General features: G+C 40.0%; 19 protein-coding genes and 1 pseudogene. 14 read left to right on the top strand and 6 right to left on the bottom strand.

Going from position 1 to position 16,502, the window contains the following annotated elements:
* Window positions 1-256: 256 nt before the first annotated feature.
* On the bottom strand, window positions 257-553 hold the full coding sequence (locus QZU77_RS08335) for a putative quinol monooxygenase (RefSeq protein ID WP_295603033.1): 297 nt from the start codon (window positions 551-553) through the stop codon (window positions 257-259).
* Window positions 554-698: 145 nt separating this feature from the next.
* On the opposite strand from QZU77_RS08335, the gene QZU77_RS08330 reads away from it, so the two are divergent.
* From QZU77_RS08330 to QZU77_RS08315, 4 genes and pseudogenes are all read left to right on the top strand, one after another.
* On the top strand, window positions 699-1,391 hold the full coding sequence (locus QZU77_RS08330) for an iron-sulfur cluster assembly scaffold protein (protein ID WP_295603031.1): 693 nt from the start codon (window positions 699-701) through the stop codon (window positions 1,389-1,391).
* 2 nt (window positions 1,392-1,393) lie between these two features.
* A pseudogene (locus QZU77_RS08325) lies at window positions 1,394-2,324 on the top strand (GGGtGRT protein).
* A gap of 34 nt (window positions 2,325-2,358) precedes the next feature.
* Window positions 2,359-2,826, top strand: a complete 468-nt coding sequence (locus QZU77_RS08320; protein ID WP_295603027.1) for a MarR family winged helix-turn-helix transcriptional regulator — start codon at window positions 2,359-2,361, stop codon at window positions 2,824-2,826.
* A gap of 11 nt (window positions 2,827-2,837) precedes the next feature.
* Complete coding sequence (locus QZU77_RS08315) at window positions 2,838-3,269, top strand: NUDIX domain-containing protein (RefSeq protein ID WP_295603025.1); 432 nt, start codon at window positions 2,838-2,840, stop codon at window positions 3,267-3,269.
* A 279-nt stretch (window positions 3,270-3,548) separates the two neighbouring features.
* On the opposite strand, the gene QZU77_RS08310 is transcribed toward QZU77_RS08315, so the two are convergent.
* The 5 genes from QZU77_RS08310 to QZU77_RS08290 form a co-directional block, all read right to left on the bottom strand.
* Window positions 3,549-4,232, bottom strand: coding sequence for a hypothetical protein (locus QZU77_RS08310; RefSeq protein WP_295603023.1), 684 nt, complete (start codon window positions 4,230-4,232; stop codon window positions 3,549-3,551).
* Between the two features lie 116 nt (window positions 4,233-4,348).
* The gene (locus tag QZU77_RS08305) at window positions 4,349-4,936 is read right to left on the bottom strand and encodes a V4R domain-containing protein (RefSeq protein ID WP_295603021.1); all 588 of its coding nucleotides are present in this window, start codon (window positions 4,934-4,936) and stop codon (window positions 4,349-4,351) included.
* Between the two features lie 15 nt (window positions 4,937-4,951).
* Window positions 4,952-5,116: a hypothetical protein gene (locus QZU77_RS08300; RefSeq protein ID WP_295603019.1), complete on the bottom strand. Its 165-nt coding sequence runs from the start codon at window positions 5,114-5,116 to the stop codon at window positions 4,952-4,954.
* Between the two features lie 253 nt (window positions 5,117-5,369).
* Window positions 5,370-6,167, bottom strand: coding sequence for an amidohydrolase family protein (locus QZU77_RS08295; RefSeq protein WP_295603016.1), 798 nt, complete (start codon window positions 6,165-6,167; stop codon window positions 5,370-5,372).
* A gap of 77 nt (window positions 6,168-6,244) precedes the next feature.
* Complete coding sequence (locus QZU77_RS08290; protein WP_295603014.1) at window positions 6,245-6,895, bottom strand: hypothetical protein; 651 nt, start codon at window positions 6,893-6,895, stop codon at window positions 6,245-6,247.
* A 173-nt stretch (window positions 6,896-7,068) separates the two neighbouring features.
* Between QZU77_RS08290 and QZU77_RS08285 the strand changes: the two genes are divergently transcribed.
* The 10 genes from QZU77_RS08285 (at window position 7,069) to QZU77_RS08240 (ending at window position 16,498) form a co-directional block, all read left to right on the top strand.
* A complete protein-coding gene (locus QZU77_RS08285; RefSeq protein WP_295603012.1) occupies window positions 7,069-8,019 on the top strand; it encodes a malate dehydrogenase in 951 nt (316 codons plus the stop codon).
* A gap of 12 nt (window positions 8,020-8,031) precedes the next feature.
* Complete coding sequence (sstT, locus tag QZU77_RS08280; RefSeq protein WP_295603010.1) at window positions 8,032-9,276, top strand: serine/threonine transporter SstT; 1,245 nt, start codon at window positions 8,032-8,034, stop codon at window positions 9,274-9,276.
* A 3-nt stretch (window positions 9,277-9,279) separates the two neighbouring features.
* Window positions 9,280-9,720, top strand: coding sequence for a D-aminoacyl-tRNA deacylase (gene dtd, locus QZU77_RS08275; protein WP_295603007.1), 441 nt, complete (start codon window positions 9,280-9,282; stop codon window positions 9,718-9,720).
* 79 nt (window positions 9,721-9,799) lie between these two features.
* Window positions 9,800-10,702, top strand: coding sequence for a hypothetical protein (locus QZU77_RS08270; RefSeq protein WP_295603004.1), 903 nt, complete (start codon window positions 9,800-9,802; stop codon window positions 10,700-10,702).
* 11 nt (window positions 10,703-10,713) lie between these two features.
* Window positions 10,714-11,286: a zinc ribbon domain-containing protein gene (locus tag QZU77_RS08265; protein ID WP_295603002.1), complete on the top strand. Its 573-nt coding sequence runs from the start codon at window positions 10,714-10,716 to the stop codon at window positions 11,284-11,286.
* Window positions 11,287-11,299: 13 nt separating this feature from the next.
* Window positions 11,300-12,442, top strand: a complete 1,143-nt coding sequence (locus tag QZU77_RS08260) for a toxic anion resistance protein (protein ID WP_295602999.1) — start codon at window positions 11,300-11,302, stop codon at window positions 12,440-12,442.
* Window positions 12,443-12,462: 20 nt separating this feature from the next.
* Window positions 12,463-12,885: a hypothetical protein gene (locus QZU77_RS08255; RefSeq protein ID WP_295602996.1), complete on the top strand. Its 423-nt coding sequence runs from the start codon at window positions 12,463-12,465 to the stop codon at window positions 12,883-12,885.
* A 9-nt stretch (window positions 12,886-12,894) separates the two neighbouring features.
* Entirely contained in the window at window positions 12,895-13,266 is a 372-nt protein-coding gene (locus tag QZU77_RS08250) for a lipopolysaccharide assembly protein LapB (RefSeq protein WP_295602994.1), read from the top strand.
* Between the two features lie 7 nt (window positions 13,267-13,273).
* On the top strand, window positions 13,274-13,747 hold the full coding sequence (locus QZU77_RS08245) for a pyridoxamine 5'-phosphate oxidase family protein (protein WP_295602992.1): 474 nt from the start codon (window positions 13,274-13,276) through the stop codon (window positions 13,745-13,747).
* A gap of 426 nt (window positions 13,748-14,173) precedes the next feature.
* Window positions 14,174-16,498 carry a transglutaminase domain-containing protein gene (locus QZU77_RS08240; protein WP_295602989.1) on the top strand — a complete coding sequence of 775 codons (2,325 nt, stop codon included), beginning with the start codon at window positions 14,174-14,176 and terminating at the stop codon, window positions 16,496-16,498.
* The last annotated feature ends 4 nt before the right edge of the window (window positions 16,499-16,502 follow it).

The following is a 16,502-nucleotide window of genomic DNA, read 5'->3' as shown; positions in this document are numbered from 1 at the left end:
GGACAGCCTTGCGGTTTCAAGAAATGTGCCGTCGCCGCCAATGGAAAATATCACGTCGCAGGATTTGGAGTCTTCGACTATCTCAATATCATAATCCCCTGCAAGTTCAACCAATTCCCTTTTTGTGGTTTGGGCAACATCAGTGTATGTGTCGGTGTTGATGAATATTCTCATGATTATAGTTATCGATTTAATTTCAGATAAATATTATGTGGTTAAAAAAAAGTAAAAAAAGAAAATTATGAATTCACTCAAGTTATAATTGTATTTCGTTTGCGTCTATAACCTGAATGTCCATATTTTCAATGAATTCAGCGCTTTCAGCTCCGAATTCCTGGAAATGTGGGGAAGCCATATGTTGTTTTAAAGCATCTAGAGTTTCCCATTTTTCAACAAAAGTTAAAGTGTCGCATGTGGTTGACTGCAATAGCTGGTAGTCGATATTGCCTTCTTCCGCTAGAGTGGCTTCAACTAACTCATGTGAAATTTCAACTATAGTGTCTGTACAACCTTTTTTAGGTGTAATCTTTGCTAAAACAATTATGAAATTCATAACTATCACCAAATATTAATTTAACATTCCTAATATTAAAGAATTGCTAAAACAAATTCAATTGTTATAAATATGTTACATGATAAAATACATTAATTATAAAACAAATAAATTAAAAACAGTAAAGAAATTTTGGAGAAAAAAGATGATATATTCAACAGAAATCGAAAACATGTGTCCTGTCAAGAAGGGTGCAAACCATGGTCCCGCTCCAATACCTGAAGAGGGCAAATGGGTGAAAGCGAAGGAAATAAGTGACATTTCCGGGTTTACCCATGGTATCGGCTGGTGCGCACCACAGCAAGGATGCTGCAAACTGACTTTAAATGTTAAAGATGGTATAATCGAAGAAGCACTCGTTGAAACCCTAGGATGTTCAGGAATGACACACTCCGCCGCAATGGCCGGTGAGATACTTGTGGGAAAAACAATCCTTGAGGCACTCAACACCGACCTTGTATGTGATGCGATAAACACTGCAATGCGTGAGCTCTTCCTGCAGATAGTTTACGGAAGAACACAATCAGCATTCTCCGAAGGAGGACTCCAAATTGGTGCAGGACTCGAGGACTTGGGAAAAGGCCACAGGAGCCAAGTGGGAACAATCTACTCCACCAAGGCTAAAGGCGCAAGATACCTTGAGCTGACCGAAGGATACATTACCGAGATAGGTCTTGATGAGGATGATGAAATCATAGGATACAAGTACATTAACCTTGGCGTGATGCTTGATGCAATCAAGGATGGCGTTGACCCAATGGAAGCAATCGACAAGGCAACAGGCCAATACGGCAGATTCGACGATGCAGCCAAAAAAATAGATCCAAGGAGTGAATAATTATGAGTTTATTTGAAAGTTACGAAAGAAGAATCGACCAGATCACTCCAGTGCTGGAAAAATACGGAATCAAAGAAGCCAATCTGTTTTGAAAACGCATGCTGGGCATACACTCTCGGTGCAGCAATAGCAATCAAGCAGGGATGCACAAAGGCATCAGATGCGGCCAAGGCAATCGGTGAAGGACTTCAGGCATTCTGCATACCTGGAAGTGTTGCAGATGACAGGCAAGTTGGTCTGGGTCACGGTAACCTTGCATCAATGCTTTTAAGTGATGAAAGCGAATGCTTCGCATTCCTTGCAGGACATGAAAGTTTCGCAGCCGCTGAAGGAGCAATAGGCATTGCAAACTCAGCAAACGAGGTTCGTGAAAAACCTTTACGCGTAATATTGAACGGTCTTGGAAAGGATGCTGCTTTAATCATTTCAAGAATCAACGGTTTCACACATGTCGAGACCGAATTCGACTACTTCACAGGCGAAGTCAAAGTTGTTAAGGAAAAGGCCTACTCTGACGGTGAAAGGGCTAAGGTCAGATGCTACGGCGCTGATGACGTGCGCGAAGGTGTTGCAATCATGCACCTGGAAGGCGTTGACGTGTCAATCACAGGTAACTCAACCAACCCAACACGTTTCCAGCATCCTGTGGCAGGAACCTATAAGAAGGAATGCATATTGCAAGGCAAAAAATACTTCTCAGTCGCTTCAGGAGGGGGAACCGGAAGAACACTTCACCCTGACAACATGGCAGCTGGACCTGCATCCTACGGTATGACTGACACTCTCGGCAGAATGCACTCCGATGCTCAGTTTGCAGGATCATCATCCGTGCCTGCCCACGTGGAAATGATGGGCTTGATTGGTATGGGCAACAATCCGATGGTCGGAGCAAGCGTTGCTGTTGCGGTGGCTGTTGAAAAGGCAATGAAATAAAAAAAGGGACAACCTCCCTTTTATACATCTTTTTTTGGAAGAGGTTACAATGGTTGAAGCCGGTTGGGATCAAGACAAGATATTATCCACTCCATTAACGTTATATATGGAATACCTGAATTTAAGGCATCAAAGTTTCATAAAGGAAAGAATGAAGGACTTGGACATTAGTCCGGGTGGTTTCACTTACCTGGTAAACATTCATTATCATGAGAACATTTCCCAAAGGGAACTTGCCGAGGTATTGTTCGTATCAGAGGCTAATGTTGCAAAGATAGTTAAGAAACTAGAAAAAAATGGGTATATCGAACGCCTGCCTGATGAGGATAATAAGAGCAGGAAGATACTTAAGTTAACTGAAAAAGGCCAATCCACTACATGCACACTTATAAGAATGACTCATGTATGGGAGGAAAAGGTCACTAATTACCTTTCTGATGGCCAAATAGATAAGCTGAAAGAAATGCTTTACGATTTGACTCTTGAATCAGCCGACAAATGAGGTGAATGACTATGGATACAATGTGGGGATTGACAGTTAGGGGAATATGCGAGTTTAACGATAAGATATTATTATTGAAGGTCAGGTCAAAATCCGCTCATGACGCTGGAAAGTGGGAGATTCCGGGCGGAAAGGTGAAGAAATGCGAATTCTTCGACGAGGCGCTTAAAAGGGAATACCTTGAGGAGACAGGTTTAAAAATCGATGTGGCTTCATTGTACAATGTTGTCAGGAACGATTACACTGCATGCAAGACCTCCGAAAAGGTCAAGTCAATCCAGCTGATCATGAAGGTCACCTGCCTGACAGATGAGGTCATAATCAGCGAGGAACATGACGAGTTTGGATGGTTCACTCGTGGGGAAGTGGATGAGATGATTGAAGGCGGCCTGCTCACTGTGCCTGCAGTCAATGCGTTCACTAAAAAAATAGAGTTAAAATAGTTTTAAAACTATTTTAAATCCTTTTCATAATATGCCTTACTAGAAATATGCATAATATGAATATTAAGATTACTAAAAGATTTGTAGGGTTCCTGGTTTCTTTTGAATCAATCTGAAATTTCTTATTTTGATATTTTAAGCTAATATTGTCTGTTCTATTTTTAACTGATGAAATATTTAACGTCTTATTTCTTGATTGATCCGATTTTTCATTCGCAATTTCCGACTGATTATCATTGGTCGAATTCTTTTTTAAACTAGAACTATTTGAATTGGAGGTTACGTTACTTTGATTATCAATCGTCCTGTTGAATAGTTGAAACTTGAAACCCCACAAATCTTTGTGAAATTGATTTGAGTTTCTAATGCCAAAAAATCAATGATTCGATATGTGGTTTCGCTTAACCATTGGATGCCGGTGGTGTTGGCTCTGAATCCTTCATTGTACCTGTTAACTGCCTCTTTAGTATAATTATATTGTAATTTGGATGTGTCACCGGCGTTTTTGTACAGGTCCCCTATGGGGGATTGCACGAATATTGAACTTGGTATGTGTGGGTATGGGCTGATTTTCATCAAATCATCGAAATGAGTGTAGAACAGTATTTTCACGTATTCTCCGATTGGGGCCTTGCCTGTGTCGTTTGCATCCGCTGCATGATATGTGTCGTTCCAGAATGATGGGTGTGTCTTTGAGTCGTTTGTTTTTAGGTGTCCTCCATCCTGGATTTCATACGCGTTGTAGCCGTTGCTCATGCTGACGTTGTTGAAGCTTCCGGCATCGGAGGTGAATGTTACCTGTGATTCGTTCTCGTCAATGTGGTAATCGTTTGGGTTAACGTATTTCGGGTCATTGATGTCTGAGTTATGAGTATTTGTCACGGTTTCGTTTTGGGCTGAAACCACGGCCAGGGTCAATGAAATCATAATTGATATTATTATGATGCTTTTTAATTTCAACATTAAAACCTCTTTTTAAATTTTAATAAGGGCTTTTGAATTCCTTATTAAACTCTAATTTTATAATGAGAGTATAAAAAGAGGTTTAATGCATTAATAGTTAAGATTTAACTTAATTATTAAGGTTGTATTTGATATACGCATTTTTCATCACCCATTGAGTAGCACATTATCTCATCTATCTTCAAGTCGAAATTGAAAAACATGTTGAATAGCTTTTCAAGCATTCCCTTCTCCAGATGGCAGCCTGGCTTTCCAAGTATCGGTGATTCCTTTGACTCAAAGCAGTCAATGCAGGTTATCTCGATATTGTTGCCTATTTTGAATGATAACTCTCCCAGATTGTTTTTAAGCCAGTATTGGGCAATGTTTTTGGTGAAAACATCAAGGTCATCATTTTCCAATTGGCTGAATATGTATTCTCCTATGTGGTTTCCGATTTTCTGAAGCACTGGTGATATGTCCATCCCGAATTCCAGAAGCAGTGACTTGAATGCATGTGTCAAAAGGATTATGTATTCGACGTCCCCCTTTTCTATGAATTCATCGATCATCAGTTTTGTCTGGTCTTTTTTTAGGATTTTTGATTTGTTTGAATCGATTGATCCCAGGTAATCCGCATTGAGGTAGAATATCTTCTTTCTCTGGTCTATCGGGTCGTGCCTGTAGTTCACGATTCCTTCCTTTCTCAGGTCTCTCAAGTGCATTGAGATGCTTGCCTTTTATTTTGAAGTGTTCTCGACGATTTCTTCAAAATTCATTTCATCATGCCTTAAAAGCTCTAATATTTCGTATTTCATTGGACTTTTTATTATGTCAATGTTTACCATTGGTGAATTGGTCTTGTTTTCATTTAGAATTATTTGTATTGGGTTTGAGGTAGTCATAATTAATCCTCCTTAAATTAAAACTACATTCAAAAATCTCAATTGCAAATTATTATTAGTTCTTCAATCATATATAAACCTTTGTTTTATTCTTTAAAATTAGTTTAGATGATTATTAACTGTCAATATTAATAAATATGATAATTTAGTTAAAACTAAACTTAATAAATTGTTTAAATCAAGTTATTGTCTAATTTTGTCAAAAAAAGTTGATAAAAAAATTAATGATGTGGTGAGGGGATATGTGGTGTAATCATTCGATGTTCAACAGTTTGGCCGCATTCTCATATAATATCTGGGACCTTTCCCTGTCGGTCAAGTCCAGCCTGTTGAAATATTCCATTTCACTGGCAGACTCCCACATGGGATAGTCGGTACCCCACAATACCTTATCCGAACCGTAGGCATGAATCAATTCCACTGCGGTTTCAGGTGAAAGGTCATATAGGCTTGAGCTTAAATCAACATACAGGTTAGGTGTGCCGGCCAGTTTTTCGGTTGCCTCTTCCCACATGCTCCATCCGGCGAAATGAGCGCCGATGAATGGAATTTCAGGGAATTCTTCCAAGAATGGTTTAATCTGTTCAGGGTTTGAATAATTGTACCTGAAATCTCCGCAGTGAACCTGCATTGGCACCTTGCCGTCACGCACGACCTCTCCAATCCTGAATGCGCGCTCCTCATTCATTGCAAACAACTGGAAATCCGGATGGAGCTTGACTCCCTTAAGGCCCAAATCGATCAAATGGTCAAAGTCACCTTGGATGTCGTCGCTGTCAGGGTGAAGTGTTCCGAAGCCGATGAACTTGTCTGGGTGCTGGTTGACGGATTGTGCAATGAATTCATTGATTGACTTAACCTGTTTTGGAGTTGTTGCAACGGAATGGACAAGGTAATGTGTCACTCCCACCTTTTCACCGTCTTTAAGTAATCCATCGACCTTGCCGTTCAAGGACATGTCAAGATCATAGAAATCGCGTATTCCAATCACTGCCTTATCGGCTATTTTCTCAGGGTAAATATGACAATGTGCATTTACTATCTTCTGCATAAAATTAAACCACCTTTATTATCTAAATATACATTTTGAAGTTTATCATATAAAACTTTTGATTAATTTGAACAAAGTCAATATAATTTCTCACCGGTGTATAAATTCTCTTCAGTGTATATTCTTATCAGCCTGTCAACCAGGTCATCATACATCAGCCTGTATCCCACTGCTCCGCCCTGTGGGGTCTTGACATTGTTCAGGGATTTGTCTGAAAATTCCCCGCTGTTGTTTATGATGTACCAGAATCCATGGGGAGTGTAGATGAAGAGTTCCCCTTCGCCCTTATCTGCGCCGTTCTTGAAGCTGTCCTGTGGGTCATATATCTTGGTGGAATGGACTGCCAGTCTTGAAAGGTCCTGTTCGGGATGGGTTCCTGTCCTTTCAAACAATAGATTAAGCCATTCATAGGACTTGTCAATGAGGTTCGCTTTTTTGAGTGGGTCCTTGAATGCTTCCTTTACCTTGTTTTGCCTTTTTTCCAGGGTATTGGTAATTCCCAGGATTTCCTCAACTTTAGCGACATCCTTTTCAAGGCATCTCCATCCTTCAGGTCTGCCGGTTACCTGAACGTTGCCCTCTACGAAGTCCATTCTCTTGAATTTCCTGAAGTATGGCTTGACCTTTTCGAATTCCTCATCCGGAATCTTCTGATTCAATCCATAGATGTAGCCGTACTCGTTTGCATCATAACATTTTGTTTCCATTTTCAATTCTTCTTCAACCATGATATTATTTTAAAGAAAATAAAACATATAAACATATGGTTAAATTAAACAAAATCTCATTTTTTAAAATTTAATGATATATTTTTTAGTTTAATCAAATATTTTTAACAATTTAACTATATTAAAAAATTATTAGTAAGTTATTTTTATATTGAAAACCAATATAATAGATTATGGTAAAAGTAAGTATATTGGGGTCAACTGGAATTATAGGAAAAAACGTTGCGTTCACACTTGCACGTGAGGATACGGTTGACGAGATTGTAATGTTTTCAAGACCTCAAAGTCTAAACAAAGCAAAAGGAGAAACTTATGACATGTACGATGCGCTTGCTGCACGTGACATTGACTGTAAGCTGACACCTACATGTGACTTTAATGATTTGGCCGATTCTGCAATAGTGCTTATTGCGGCAGGAATCCATAGGGAAAAGGGGATGAAGAGACTGGATCTTGCAGTTCCCAACGCTAAAATTGTAGGTTACTATTCACAAAAAATAGCAGAATATGCTCCGGACAGCATTATATTGGTCGCTACAAACCCTGTGGATGTCATGACAACAATTGCTTTGAAGGCTTCCGGTTTTAAGAAGAGCAAAGTCATTGGTGTGGGAAACCATTTGGATTCACTGCGTCTTAAAAACTATTTCTCAAGACAAATTGACATCAACAGTTCCGAGGTTCACACAAGGGTGATCGGTGAGCACGGTGACCATATGGTTCCTCTCTTAAGCTCCACCACAATCGGTGGTATACCATTGAAGTACTTTGTAGAGTATGTTGACTTGGATATAAGGGGTCTAGTAGAACAGTTAAAAAATGCTGGAAACACTATCATTTCTAAAAAAGGAGCAACAGAATACGGTCCAGCCTTCGCTATTTCAAACCTGATTTCCACAATAATCACAGACTCCCATAAGGTATTGACAGTAAGTAGTTATCTTGACGGGGAAATTGAAATGGTTGACGACGTGTCATTGGGTGTGCCTGCGGTCATATCCAAGAAGGGCGTTGCCATGATTGTTCCTATTCATATGAACGACATAGAGAAAAAGGAATTCTATGAGGCTGCACGCACAGTTCGGGATGCTACTTATGAAGTGTTGGAGAATCTTGAAATATAGGTGTGTATTATTATGGATATTGTTAAGAAATGGATTGAGTCCAGTTTGATTTTAAAGATTATTATAGGTTTAGTGATAGGTGCGATTTTAGGGATACTGGTTCCCGGATGGAAGATTATCGGTTTTCCAGGGGAAATATTCGTAAGTGCCCTTAAGGCAATCGCACCGATTTTAGTGTTCTTTTTAGTGGCTTCCGCTATTTCAAAGGCAAGAGCAGGTATCGGCTCACGGTATAGGACAGTAATTATATTATACATATTCAGTACTTTCCTCTCAGCGATGGTGGCAGTGGTAGGCAGTTACCTGTTTCCTGTAACCGTTCACTTATCCCAAGCCAGCACTGCAACAGCCCCTAATGCTTTAGGTGATGTTATTTCAGACATGATATTGAACATATTCTCTAATCCTATTCATTCATTGGTTGAGGCTAATTACCTTGGAATACTGTTCTGGGCAATCGTTTTGGGCATTGCATTGAAGTCTATTGCAAGCGACTCTACAAAGGATGTTGTGACTGATTTTGCAAATGCAATCACCAAAGTCGTGCGCTACATCATTCAATGTGCACCTATCGGTATCATGGGATTGGTGTTCACATCAGTTTCCGAAAGCGGATTAGGCATCTTCACACAATACGGACAACTGATCCTATTGCTTGTCGGATGTATTGCTTTTGTCGCATTCGTAACCGATCCGCTCATTTCCGGTATTGCATTGAGGCGCAATCCTTACCCATTGGTGTTGACTTGCTTGAGGGAAAGTGGTATTACAGCATTCTTCTCAAGAAGTTCCGCAGCCAACATTCCGGTTAACATGACATTGTGTGAGCGTTTGGGCATTGACAGGGATTTCTTCTCAATCAGCATACCATTGGGATCTACCATCAACATGGAGGGTGCCGCCATTACAATCACGGTCATGACCCTTGCAACATGCCATACTCTCGGCATTTCCGTTCCACTGCCTATTACAATAGTGCTGTGTGTCATTTCCACATTGGCCGCTTGTGGGGCATCAGGAGTTGCTGGAGGTTCATTGCTTCTTATACCAATGGCATGTTCAATGTTTGGAATCAGCCAGGACATCTCCATGCAGGTGGTTGCTGTAGGATTCATCATAGGAGTTATCCAGGATTCCTGTGAAACCGCCCTTAACTCAGCAGGGGATGCATTGTTCAGTGCAACAGCGGAATACTACAACAGGCGCAAGGCTGGCGAGCCAATGAACTATATGGGTGAATTTGCAAAAGGAGATTAAATAATGAAGTTGGTTGTCCAAAGGGTTACCTCAGCAAGCGTTGATGTTGAAGGTGAAATTGTAGGTGAAATTAGTGATGGATTGATGGTTCTGGTCGGTTTCGGCCATAACGACACAGCCAGAGAGGCGGATTATCTTGCAGGCAAATTGGCTAAGCTTAGGATTTTCGAGGATGAAAACGGAAGGATGAACAAATCCGTCAGGGACATTGGAGGACAAGTACTGCTTGTTCCCCAATTCACACTGTATGCCCACACCAAAAAGAACCGCCCGTCATTTCACAAGGCACTCTCGCCGGATAGGGCAACCGAGCTTTTTGACTATTTCACAGGTAAATGCGGTGAACTGGTGCCGGTTGAAACGGGCGAGTTCGGTGCATTCATGAAAGTGAAGCTTTTGAATAATGGACCTGTCACCATTCTTTTGGAAAAAGAGTTTGAATAGCAACAAATTAAATACACAATATTTAAAAACACTTACTTCTATATATATTCTTACATAATATATGGAGAAGTAATTAATCATGCCTATTGAGAATTCAAAAGCCAGTGAGATTAAAAGGTTAGCTACACCATTGACCTTTAAGAACTCAAAGGCCTATGACAGTGAAGGTAACGTCATCAAATGCATTGAGACAATTAATGACGTCAGATACATTATTGAGCCAAGGGAGGGTATTTTGACTGAAGACGAGATACTCCAGTACGCTCCCAAATCCAAGGCGGCTTCTAAAATAAGGTTGAAAAGGGGCTTGGGCAACAATAATGATGTATTGCTGGTTCATGAATCATTGCCATGGATTCTGGGCATATTCTACATGATTTTAATATGCATTGCCGTTCCCGTATTCTTTAGCGGAAACAGGCTGGTGATGCTTTTACTTCTTGTTTTGTTCATCGTCCCGTTAATCTACTTGTATCGCATCTTTAACTTGAATGCCTATCAAAACACCGCCAAGCGCAGATTTATTCCCAAATCAAAAAGGAAAGAAACTGTCGTTCAGGAAGAGCCTGTTGTTGAGGATATCGGTGTAGAATCCCTCAAGAGGTATGAAAAAAAGGTTAATAATTTAAAGGTTGTGTTCGAAGTTAAGGAGGAAGTGGTTAGGGATTTGATTGAAAAGAGATTCGCTCCGCCGCAATTAACATATGACAAGTTCATCAATATAGTTGACAGTGCACATAAGCTGTTCTACAGGCAGGCCGATGCTGCATCAAGCATCATTAACCTTGCCGCCGAGGACACTCCGAGAGTGCAGGATGAGATTGAAAGCAAGATCAGTTCAATGAACACAATCATTGACCAAATCGAGAGGCTGACCAATGAGCTTGTGATCAATATAAGCAATGAAACCGGCGCAAGCGAGGATGTTGCGAACTTATTAGATGATATGGAGAACTTGATTGATTCAGTTAAGGATTATTAGGTGATGATTATATGAGTAAGACTTGTCCGAAATGTGGAAAGCAAGTTCCTGACGATGCCCGATTCTGCATGGATTGCGGGTATAGCTTCATTGAGTCAGGCACAGCTTCGAGTGTCCTGAGCAACGGCAGGATTTTCCTTGTCATAATAGCCGTTGTCGTAATACTGGGCCTGATTGTTATTGGAATGAGCGGAAACAACAATAACGCTGATGCCGCCGATAAGGTTGAGGATGCCAGTGTTGTTGACCTGACCATCACTGACGTTGGAGGTTATGATTCAAGCAGCGGCAAGAAAAGCTACACGTTATATACTGAAGCATTATTCAATAAGGTTCCCGATGATTTGAAGGGTTATAATGTTAAGACCACTTATTATGATTCAAACGACACAAGAATAGGTCATGAAACCGAAACATTGGAGAATGTCTACTATGATTCAGAGTATTCATTGATGTTCGGTTACTATACGACCTATAAGTTGCCTGACCCTGACCATGTGACAGTTGAAATAATAAAGGACGGCAAGACTGTCGATTCGTTTACAGAGGATATTGATAAGAATAAAATTGATTATTTAAATTAGAAAAGGTGATACTATGGCTGAATTCTCACTCGATGTTGATGAAATAAAAAAAGATGTTGAAACAACACTTAAAGAGGAAGAAGTTAAACTGGAAAATTCAAACTTGAAAAATCAGGCACAGCAAAACGCTGTTGCAATATTCGACACTGACCTGAACAATCCCTCTGAAAGGGAAAGTATCCTAAAACCATTGGACAATTTCGGATTGAATGAAATGAGCAAATCCGCATCCCATAATGAGATGCTCTCCACAAGGTTCGTTGACTTGACCAAGGGTGGAAAGGAGGCTGACAATATCAGTGAAAAGCTTTTGGAATTGAACAGGCAAATGAAGGATTTGGACCCTAGCAAGGTTGACTTTGCAAAGAAGGGCGTTCTCGGAAACCTCATGAATCCTGTGAGGAAATACTTTGCAAAATATGAAAAGGCAGAGGTTGCAATATCTGAAATCGTCGAATCCCTTGACAAGAGCGGAAGGGTGTTGCAGAATGACAATACCACATTGCTGAATGAGGAAACCTACTTAAGGGAAATTACCAACAAGCTTCTTGCTGATATTGAGCTTGGTAAGCAGATGGACGCTTCCATTGAGGCCCAGATTCAATCTGCTGAAATCGAAGGCGTTGACAGCGATAAGATTTCATTTGTCAAAGAGGAGATATTATTCCCATTGAGGCAGAGGATTATGGATATGCAGCAGATGATTGTTGTAAACCAGCAGGGTATCGTTTCCCTCAATGTCATCAGGCGTAACAATAAGGAACTGATTCGCGGAGTCAGAAGGGCTCAGAACGTTACCGTTTCAGCTTTAAGGACAGGAGTCATGGTTGCAAGCGCATTGTATGACCAGAAGATTGTCATGGAAAAGATCAACATCCTGAACCAGACCACCGAAAACATTATCCAAACAACCTCCCACATGCTTAAGGAGCAGGGCAGCGAGATCCAGAAGCACAGTGCGGAGACCATGATTTCACCTGACGTTTTGAAGGCATCATTTGCTGAAGCCCTTCAGGCCATTGAGGACGTTAGCACTTATAAGGAACAGGCCTTGCCTCAAATGAAGGAAACCATTGACATGTTCTCCAACATGGCTGAGGACGGTAAAAAGGTTGTTGCAAAAATCGAAACAAACAATAATGAATTGCTTAAATAGAGATTGATACTGGGTTTATTATGAATATTGTCGAGAAGATTAAGAAGTCATGGTGGGTGATCATTTCCATTATACCGTTCTTGAACGGGTTTGGATTTGTGTACATCGGCCTTAAGAACAATAACAGGTATTGGGTTCTGGAAGGTGTGATGTATGAGGTTCCATGGCTTTTCAGCATTATTCTGGCGGAAAATGGGGCAATTCTTGATGTCATGACTGGCATCGCATCAATTGTCATGCTTGTCTCAATAATAAGGTCAATTTGGCTTGCAATAAAACTTGCCGATGTATATGACAATGAGGATAAATATACAGTTAGGCCTACCGCAATAAATAATCATAATAATCCTCAACAAAACGAAGGTTCATCATCTAGTTTCATATGTTGCTTGTGCATTATTGTAATATTTGTGGCATTTGGATTGGTGGCAATTATTCTGTAGGTGATTTTTATGGGACTATTCAACAGGAAAAGGGAAGTCGGAAGCAACTTCGATGAGAAAAAGGCCGATGAAATATTCGACAGCATTGGCGAAACCAATGAGAAGAAAGCATCGGACAACATAAAAAAGGACATAAGCCTAACCAAGGACATCTCAAGCCTCCTCAAACAGGCAAAAGAAAGCGACGACAATGCCGCAATAGGCATATATGAAAAGGTATTGGCAATGGCGCCTGACAACATCGAGGCATACGAGGGATTGTCAAGAATATATCAAAAAACCGATAACCCTGATAAGGAAAGGGAAATTCTCAAAAAGGCCGTGATGAAAGTGTCCGGACCCAAAAAGGAAAACCTCATGAAAAGACTAAAGGAACTGTGATGATAACATGTTTAGGAAAATGAGAAGGATAGGCCAGATGCTTCCTGAAGAGGAATGCATAGAAATATTGACCAATGAGCCACGGGGAGTCCTGGCATTGCTTGGCGATTACGACTATCCATATGCCCTTCCGATGAGTCATATATACGTTGACGGCAAAATCTACTTCCATGGGGCAATGACCGGCCACAAGAACGATGCGGTTAAAAAGCATGACAAGGCATCCTATTGCGTGATGGACGGGGGCGTCAGGAACCCTGAGGATGACTGGTCATACATTTTCAGAAGCGTGATAGTGTTCGGAAGAATACGCACCCTAAGTGATGATGATGAAAAAGTCGAGAAGTTGACCCACCTTGGGGATAAGTTTTTCCCAACCCATGAGGAAACTGTTTGCGAGATTGAAAAATTGCTGCACCGCACTGAGGTTTTTGAAATCACAATAGAGCATATTACCGGCAAGATTGTAAAAGAAAAATGACATTTCAGTTTTCAAGTGCAAATCATCCCGATAGGTTAAATGATTATCAATAATTCTTATTTTATTTTTTAATACTTTTTAATTCAATATTTTTAGTTTAAATAAGTTGTAATTAGTCTTTATCATGTAATATGAGTAGTCATATTATTTCATGACTTTTTATATATTACTGTTACTTTAAACATTATCTGCCATTATTTTCGTTTTTCATAATTCTTTTTAAATACTCATCATATTAATGTTGCCCAATAATAATTTTTAATACTTATTTTTTAAAATTAAACTGTTTTAAGTGGATTTAGTAAATAAAAAGGTTTATATAAGATATTTGTAATATCTTATTGTGTAGTGAGATTAGGTTCTCACGAATTGTATGAAAAAATGTTTAGGAGGTAAACTATTTTCAACAAACGTTTATTACTCACTATGCTCATTGCATTAACAGTATTACTTTCAGTTAGTGCAATACAGGCAAGTGACGTAAACGGCACTGAAATCATTGCCACCGAATCAACTGATGATAAATTGTCAATTGAAAGTGACGATGAAGTGTCTGAAGATGAAAATACGAATACTTTATCAACTAACATTGAAGAAGATCCCGTAGTGGAAAGCAGTTCAGATAAAAACTCAACAGAATTAGCTAATCCAACAGCAAGCATATACTACAAGGATTCTTTTGAAGTAACATTGAAAGACTCAAACAGCAGCAATGCTTTAGCGAACAAGACAGTTAATTTTGTTATCAATGGTGTAAGCTATAATGGCACAACAAACAGTGATGGAGTAGCAAGCGTGGCACTCTCATTGAACCCTGGAAAATACACTGCAACAGCATTTTTCATGGGGGATGATGATTACGCCGCTTCAGGCAATCTCACATCAACATTCAACGTTTTGCCAACCATTAAAGCAAAGGACGTTACTAAGTATTATAAGGGAAGTACTAAGTATACTGCAACATTTTTAACCACTCAGGGCACACCCCTGGCGAACACTGATGTCAAGATAAAAGTGAATGGTAAGACATACACTAAAAAGACAAGCAGTAAAGGTGTTGTATCTCTTGCAGTTAACCTTAAACCGGGAACCTATAAGGTTGTGGCAGCAGATCCCGTCACAGGATATGAGTTAACCACTACATTTAAGATTTTATCAACAATAAGTGCAAAGGACATTTCCAAGGTCTACACTGACGGCAGGAAATTCTCTGCAAAATTCTTAAAAAGTAATGGAAAAGCCTTAGCTAACAAGTACATTAAGTTTAAGCTTAAAGGTAAGACTTATAAGGTGAAAACCGACAAGAACGGTGTTGCCAAACTATCTGTAAAGTACCTTAAGAGAGGCACCTACAAGATAGTCTCCTATAACAAGGACGGTTTAAGCAAAACCAATAAGATCAAAGTGTATAACAAGGTCTCTTCCTCATTGACCACTAAATATTATGCTTTCTACAAGTCCGATAAGAAAAAAATTCAAGTCAAGCTATTGAACGGTTTGGGATACTCTCCTCAAAAGGGCAAAATCATCAAGATTAAAATCAACGGTAAAAACTATTACAAGAAGACCAATAGCAAAGGAGTGGCAACACTCAAGTTACCGAGCCTCAAGAAGGGAGTTTACACAGTAAAGTATAAGTTCGCAGGAAACACCCGTTACAAGGCGTCAAGCGCAACAAACAGGGTGGCGATATATACCACTAAGAATCCCACATTGTCTGTTAAAAGCACAACCACATTTGGTCAGGGTGCAGGCACTCCATTGAAAGTGGCTGTTGTGGCCGGCGGTGTGCCTTTAGAGAAAAGAACCGTCAAATTCATGGTTGACAATAAGACTTATACCAAAACCACTGACAAGAACGGTATGGCTTCACTGCCAATAAATCTGGGAATCGGCAACTATACAGTGGACTACACTGTTGTCAAGGACTCCAAGATCAATTCTAAATCAGGTTCAGTGGCGATAAAAGTCAAGGAAAGAACTGCAACTTCACTGACATGGAAAAGTGGCGACACATTCACTGAAGGAACAAAAACCTTCCAGGTTTTACTGGTTGACGCAAATAACAATGCGTTATCTGGTCAAAAAGTTAAGTTAACAGTGAACTCAAAAACATACACTGCCACTACTGCCTCAAACGGTTACGCATCATTCAAGATAAGCATCTCACACGGGTCTTATACGATGAAGGTTAGCTATAGGGGCAGCAACGATTACCTTGCAAGCTCAGCATCAAAACCGATCACGGTCAATGTGAAGAGCGTTAAGGGTATTAATGAAGTCAATTCAATCAACGATTTGAGCGCTTACTTGAAGGCATCCAAGAACTGTCAAGTGGGCAACTCCAAAATCAAGAAACTGGTTGATTCATTAACAATAGGCTTGAAAACCGAAACCCAAAAGGCAACAGCAATATTCAATTATGTTAGAGACACATTGTCATACAGTTTCTACTATAATACCAGATACGGTGCTGTTGAAACACTCGATGTTAAGAGAGGTAATTGTGTGGATCACACTCACCTGTTAGTTGCAATGTTTAGGACAGCTGGTCTTGCAGCCAGATACGTGCATGGTGACTGTACATTCACAAGCGGAAGCACTTACGGTCACGTGTGGGCGCAGGTGTTGATTGGAAATACCTGGACAATAGCTGACGGAACCAGTTCAAGAAATTCACTTGGAAAAGTAGCTAATTGGAATACAAAGACATATTCGCTCAACGGCAGATATGCAAGTCTTTCATTCTAATTAT

The sequence above is a fragment of the uncultured Methanobrevibacter sp. genome (genome assembly GCF_902774605.1).
Taxonomy (GTDB): Archaea; Methanobacteriota; Methanobacteria; order Methanobacteriales; family Methanobacteriaceae; genus Methanocatella.
This window is presented reverse-complemented; position numbering and strand designations above follow the sequence as displayed.

Coding starts and splice junctions, on each gene's coding strand:
- QZU77_RS08335 (WP_295603033.1), bottom strand. CDS start 553: ATGAATTTCATAATTGTTTTAGCAAAGATTACACCTAAAAAAGGTTGT.
- QZU77_RS08330 (WP_295603031.1), top strand. CDS start 699: ATGATATATTCAACAGAAATCGAAAACATGTGTCCTGTCAAGAAGGGT.
- QZU77_RS08315 (WP_295603025.1), top strand. CDS start 2,838: ATGGATACAATGTGGGGATTGACAGTTAGGGGAATATGCGAGTTTAAC.
- QZU77_RS08310 (WP_295603023.1), bottom strand. CDS start 4,232: ATGTTGAAATTAAAAAGCATCATAATAATATCAATTATGATTTCATTG.
- QZU77_RS08305 (WP_295603021.1), bottom strand. CDS start 4,936: ATGCACTTGAGAGACCTGAGAAAGGAAGGAATCGTGAACTACAGGCAC.
- QZU77_RS08300 (WP_295603019.1), bottom strand. CDS start 5,116: ATGACTACCTCAAACCCAATACAAATAATTCTAAATGAAAACAAGACC.
- QZU77_RS08295 (WP_295603016.1), bottom strand. CDS start 6,167: ATGCAGAAGATAGTAAATGCACATTGTCATATTTACCCTGAGAAAATA.
- QZU77_RS08290 (WP_295603014.1), bottom strand. CDS start 6,895: ATGGTTGAAGAAGAATTGAAAATGGAAACAAAATGTTATGATGCAAAC.
- QZU77_RS08285 (WP_295603012.1), top strand. CDS start 7,069: ATGGTAAAAGTAAGTATATTGGGGTCAACTGGAATTATAGGAAAAAAC.
- sstT (WP_295603010.1), top strand. CDS start 8,032: ATGGATATTGTTAAGAAATGGATTGAGTCCAGTTTGATTTTAAAGATT.
- dtd (WP_295603007.1), top strand. CDS start 9,280: ATGAAGTTGGTTGTCCAAAGGGTTACCTCAGCAAGCGTTGATGTTGAA.
- QZU77_RS08270 (WP_295603004.1), top strand. CDS start 9,800: ATGCCTATTGAGAATTCAAAAGCCAGTGAGATTAAAAGGTTAGCTACA.
- QZU77_RS08265 (WP_295603002.1), top strand. CDS start 10,714: ATGAGTAAGACTTGTCCGAAATGTGGAAAGCAAGTTCCTGACGATGCC.
- QZU77_RS08260 (WP_295602999.1), top strand. CDS start 11,300: ATGGCTGAATTCTCACTCGATGTTGATGAAATAAAAAAAGATGTTGAA.
- QZU77_RS08255 (WP_295602996.1), top strand. CDS start 12,463: ATGAATATTGTCGAGAAGATTAAGAAGTCATGGTGGGTGATCATTTCC.
- QZU77_RS08250 (WP_295602994.1), top strand. CDS start 12,895: ATGGGACTATTCAACAGGAAAAGGGAAGTCGGAAGCAACTTCGATGAG.
- QZU77_RS08245 (WP_295602992.1), top strand. CDS start 13,274: ATGTTTAGGAAAATGAGAAGGATAGGCCAGATGCTTCCTGAAGAGGAA.
- QZU77_RS08240 (WP_295602989.1), top strand. CDS start 14,174: ATGCTCATTGCATTAACAGTATTACTTTCAGTTAGTGCAATACAGGCA.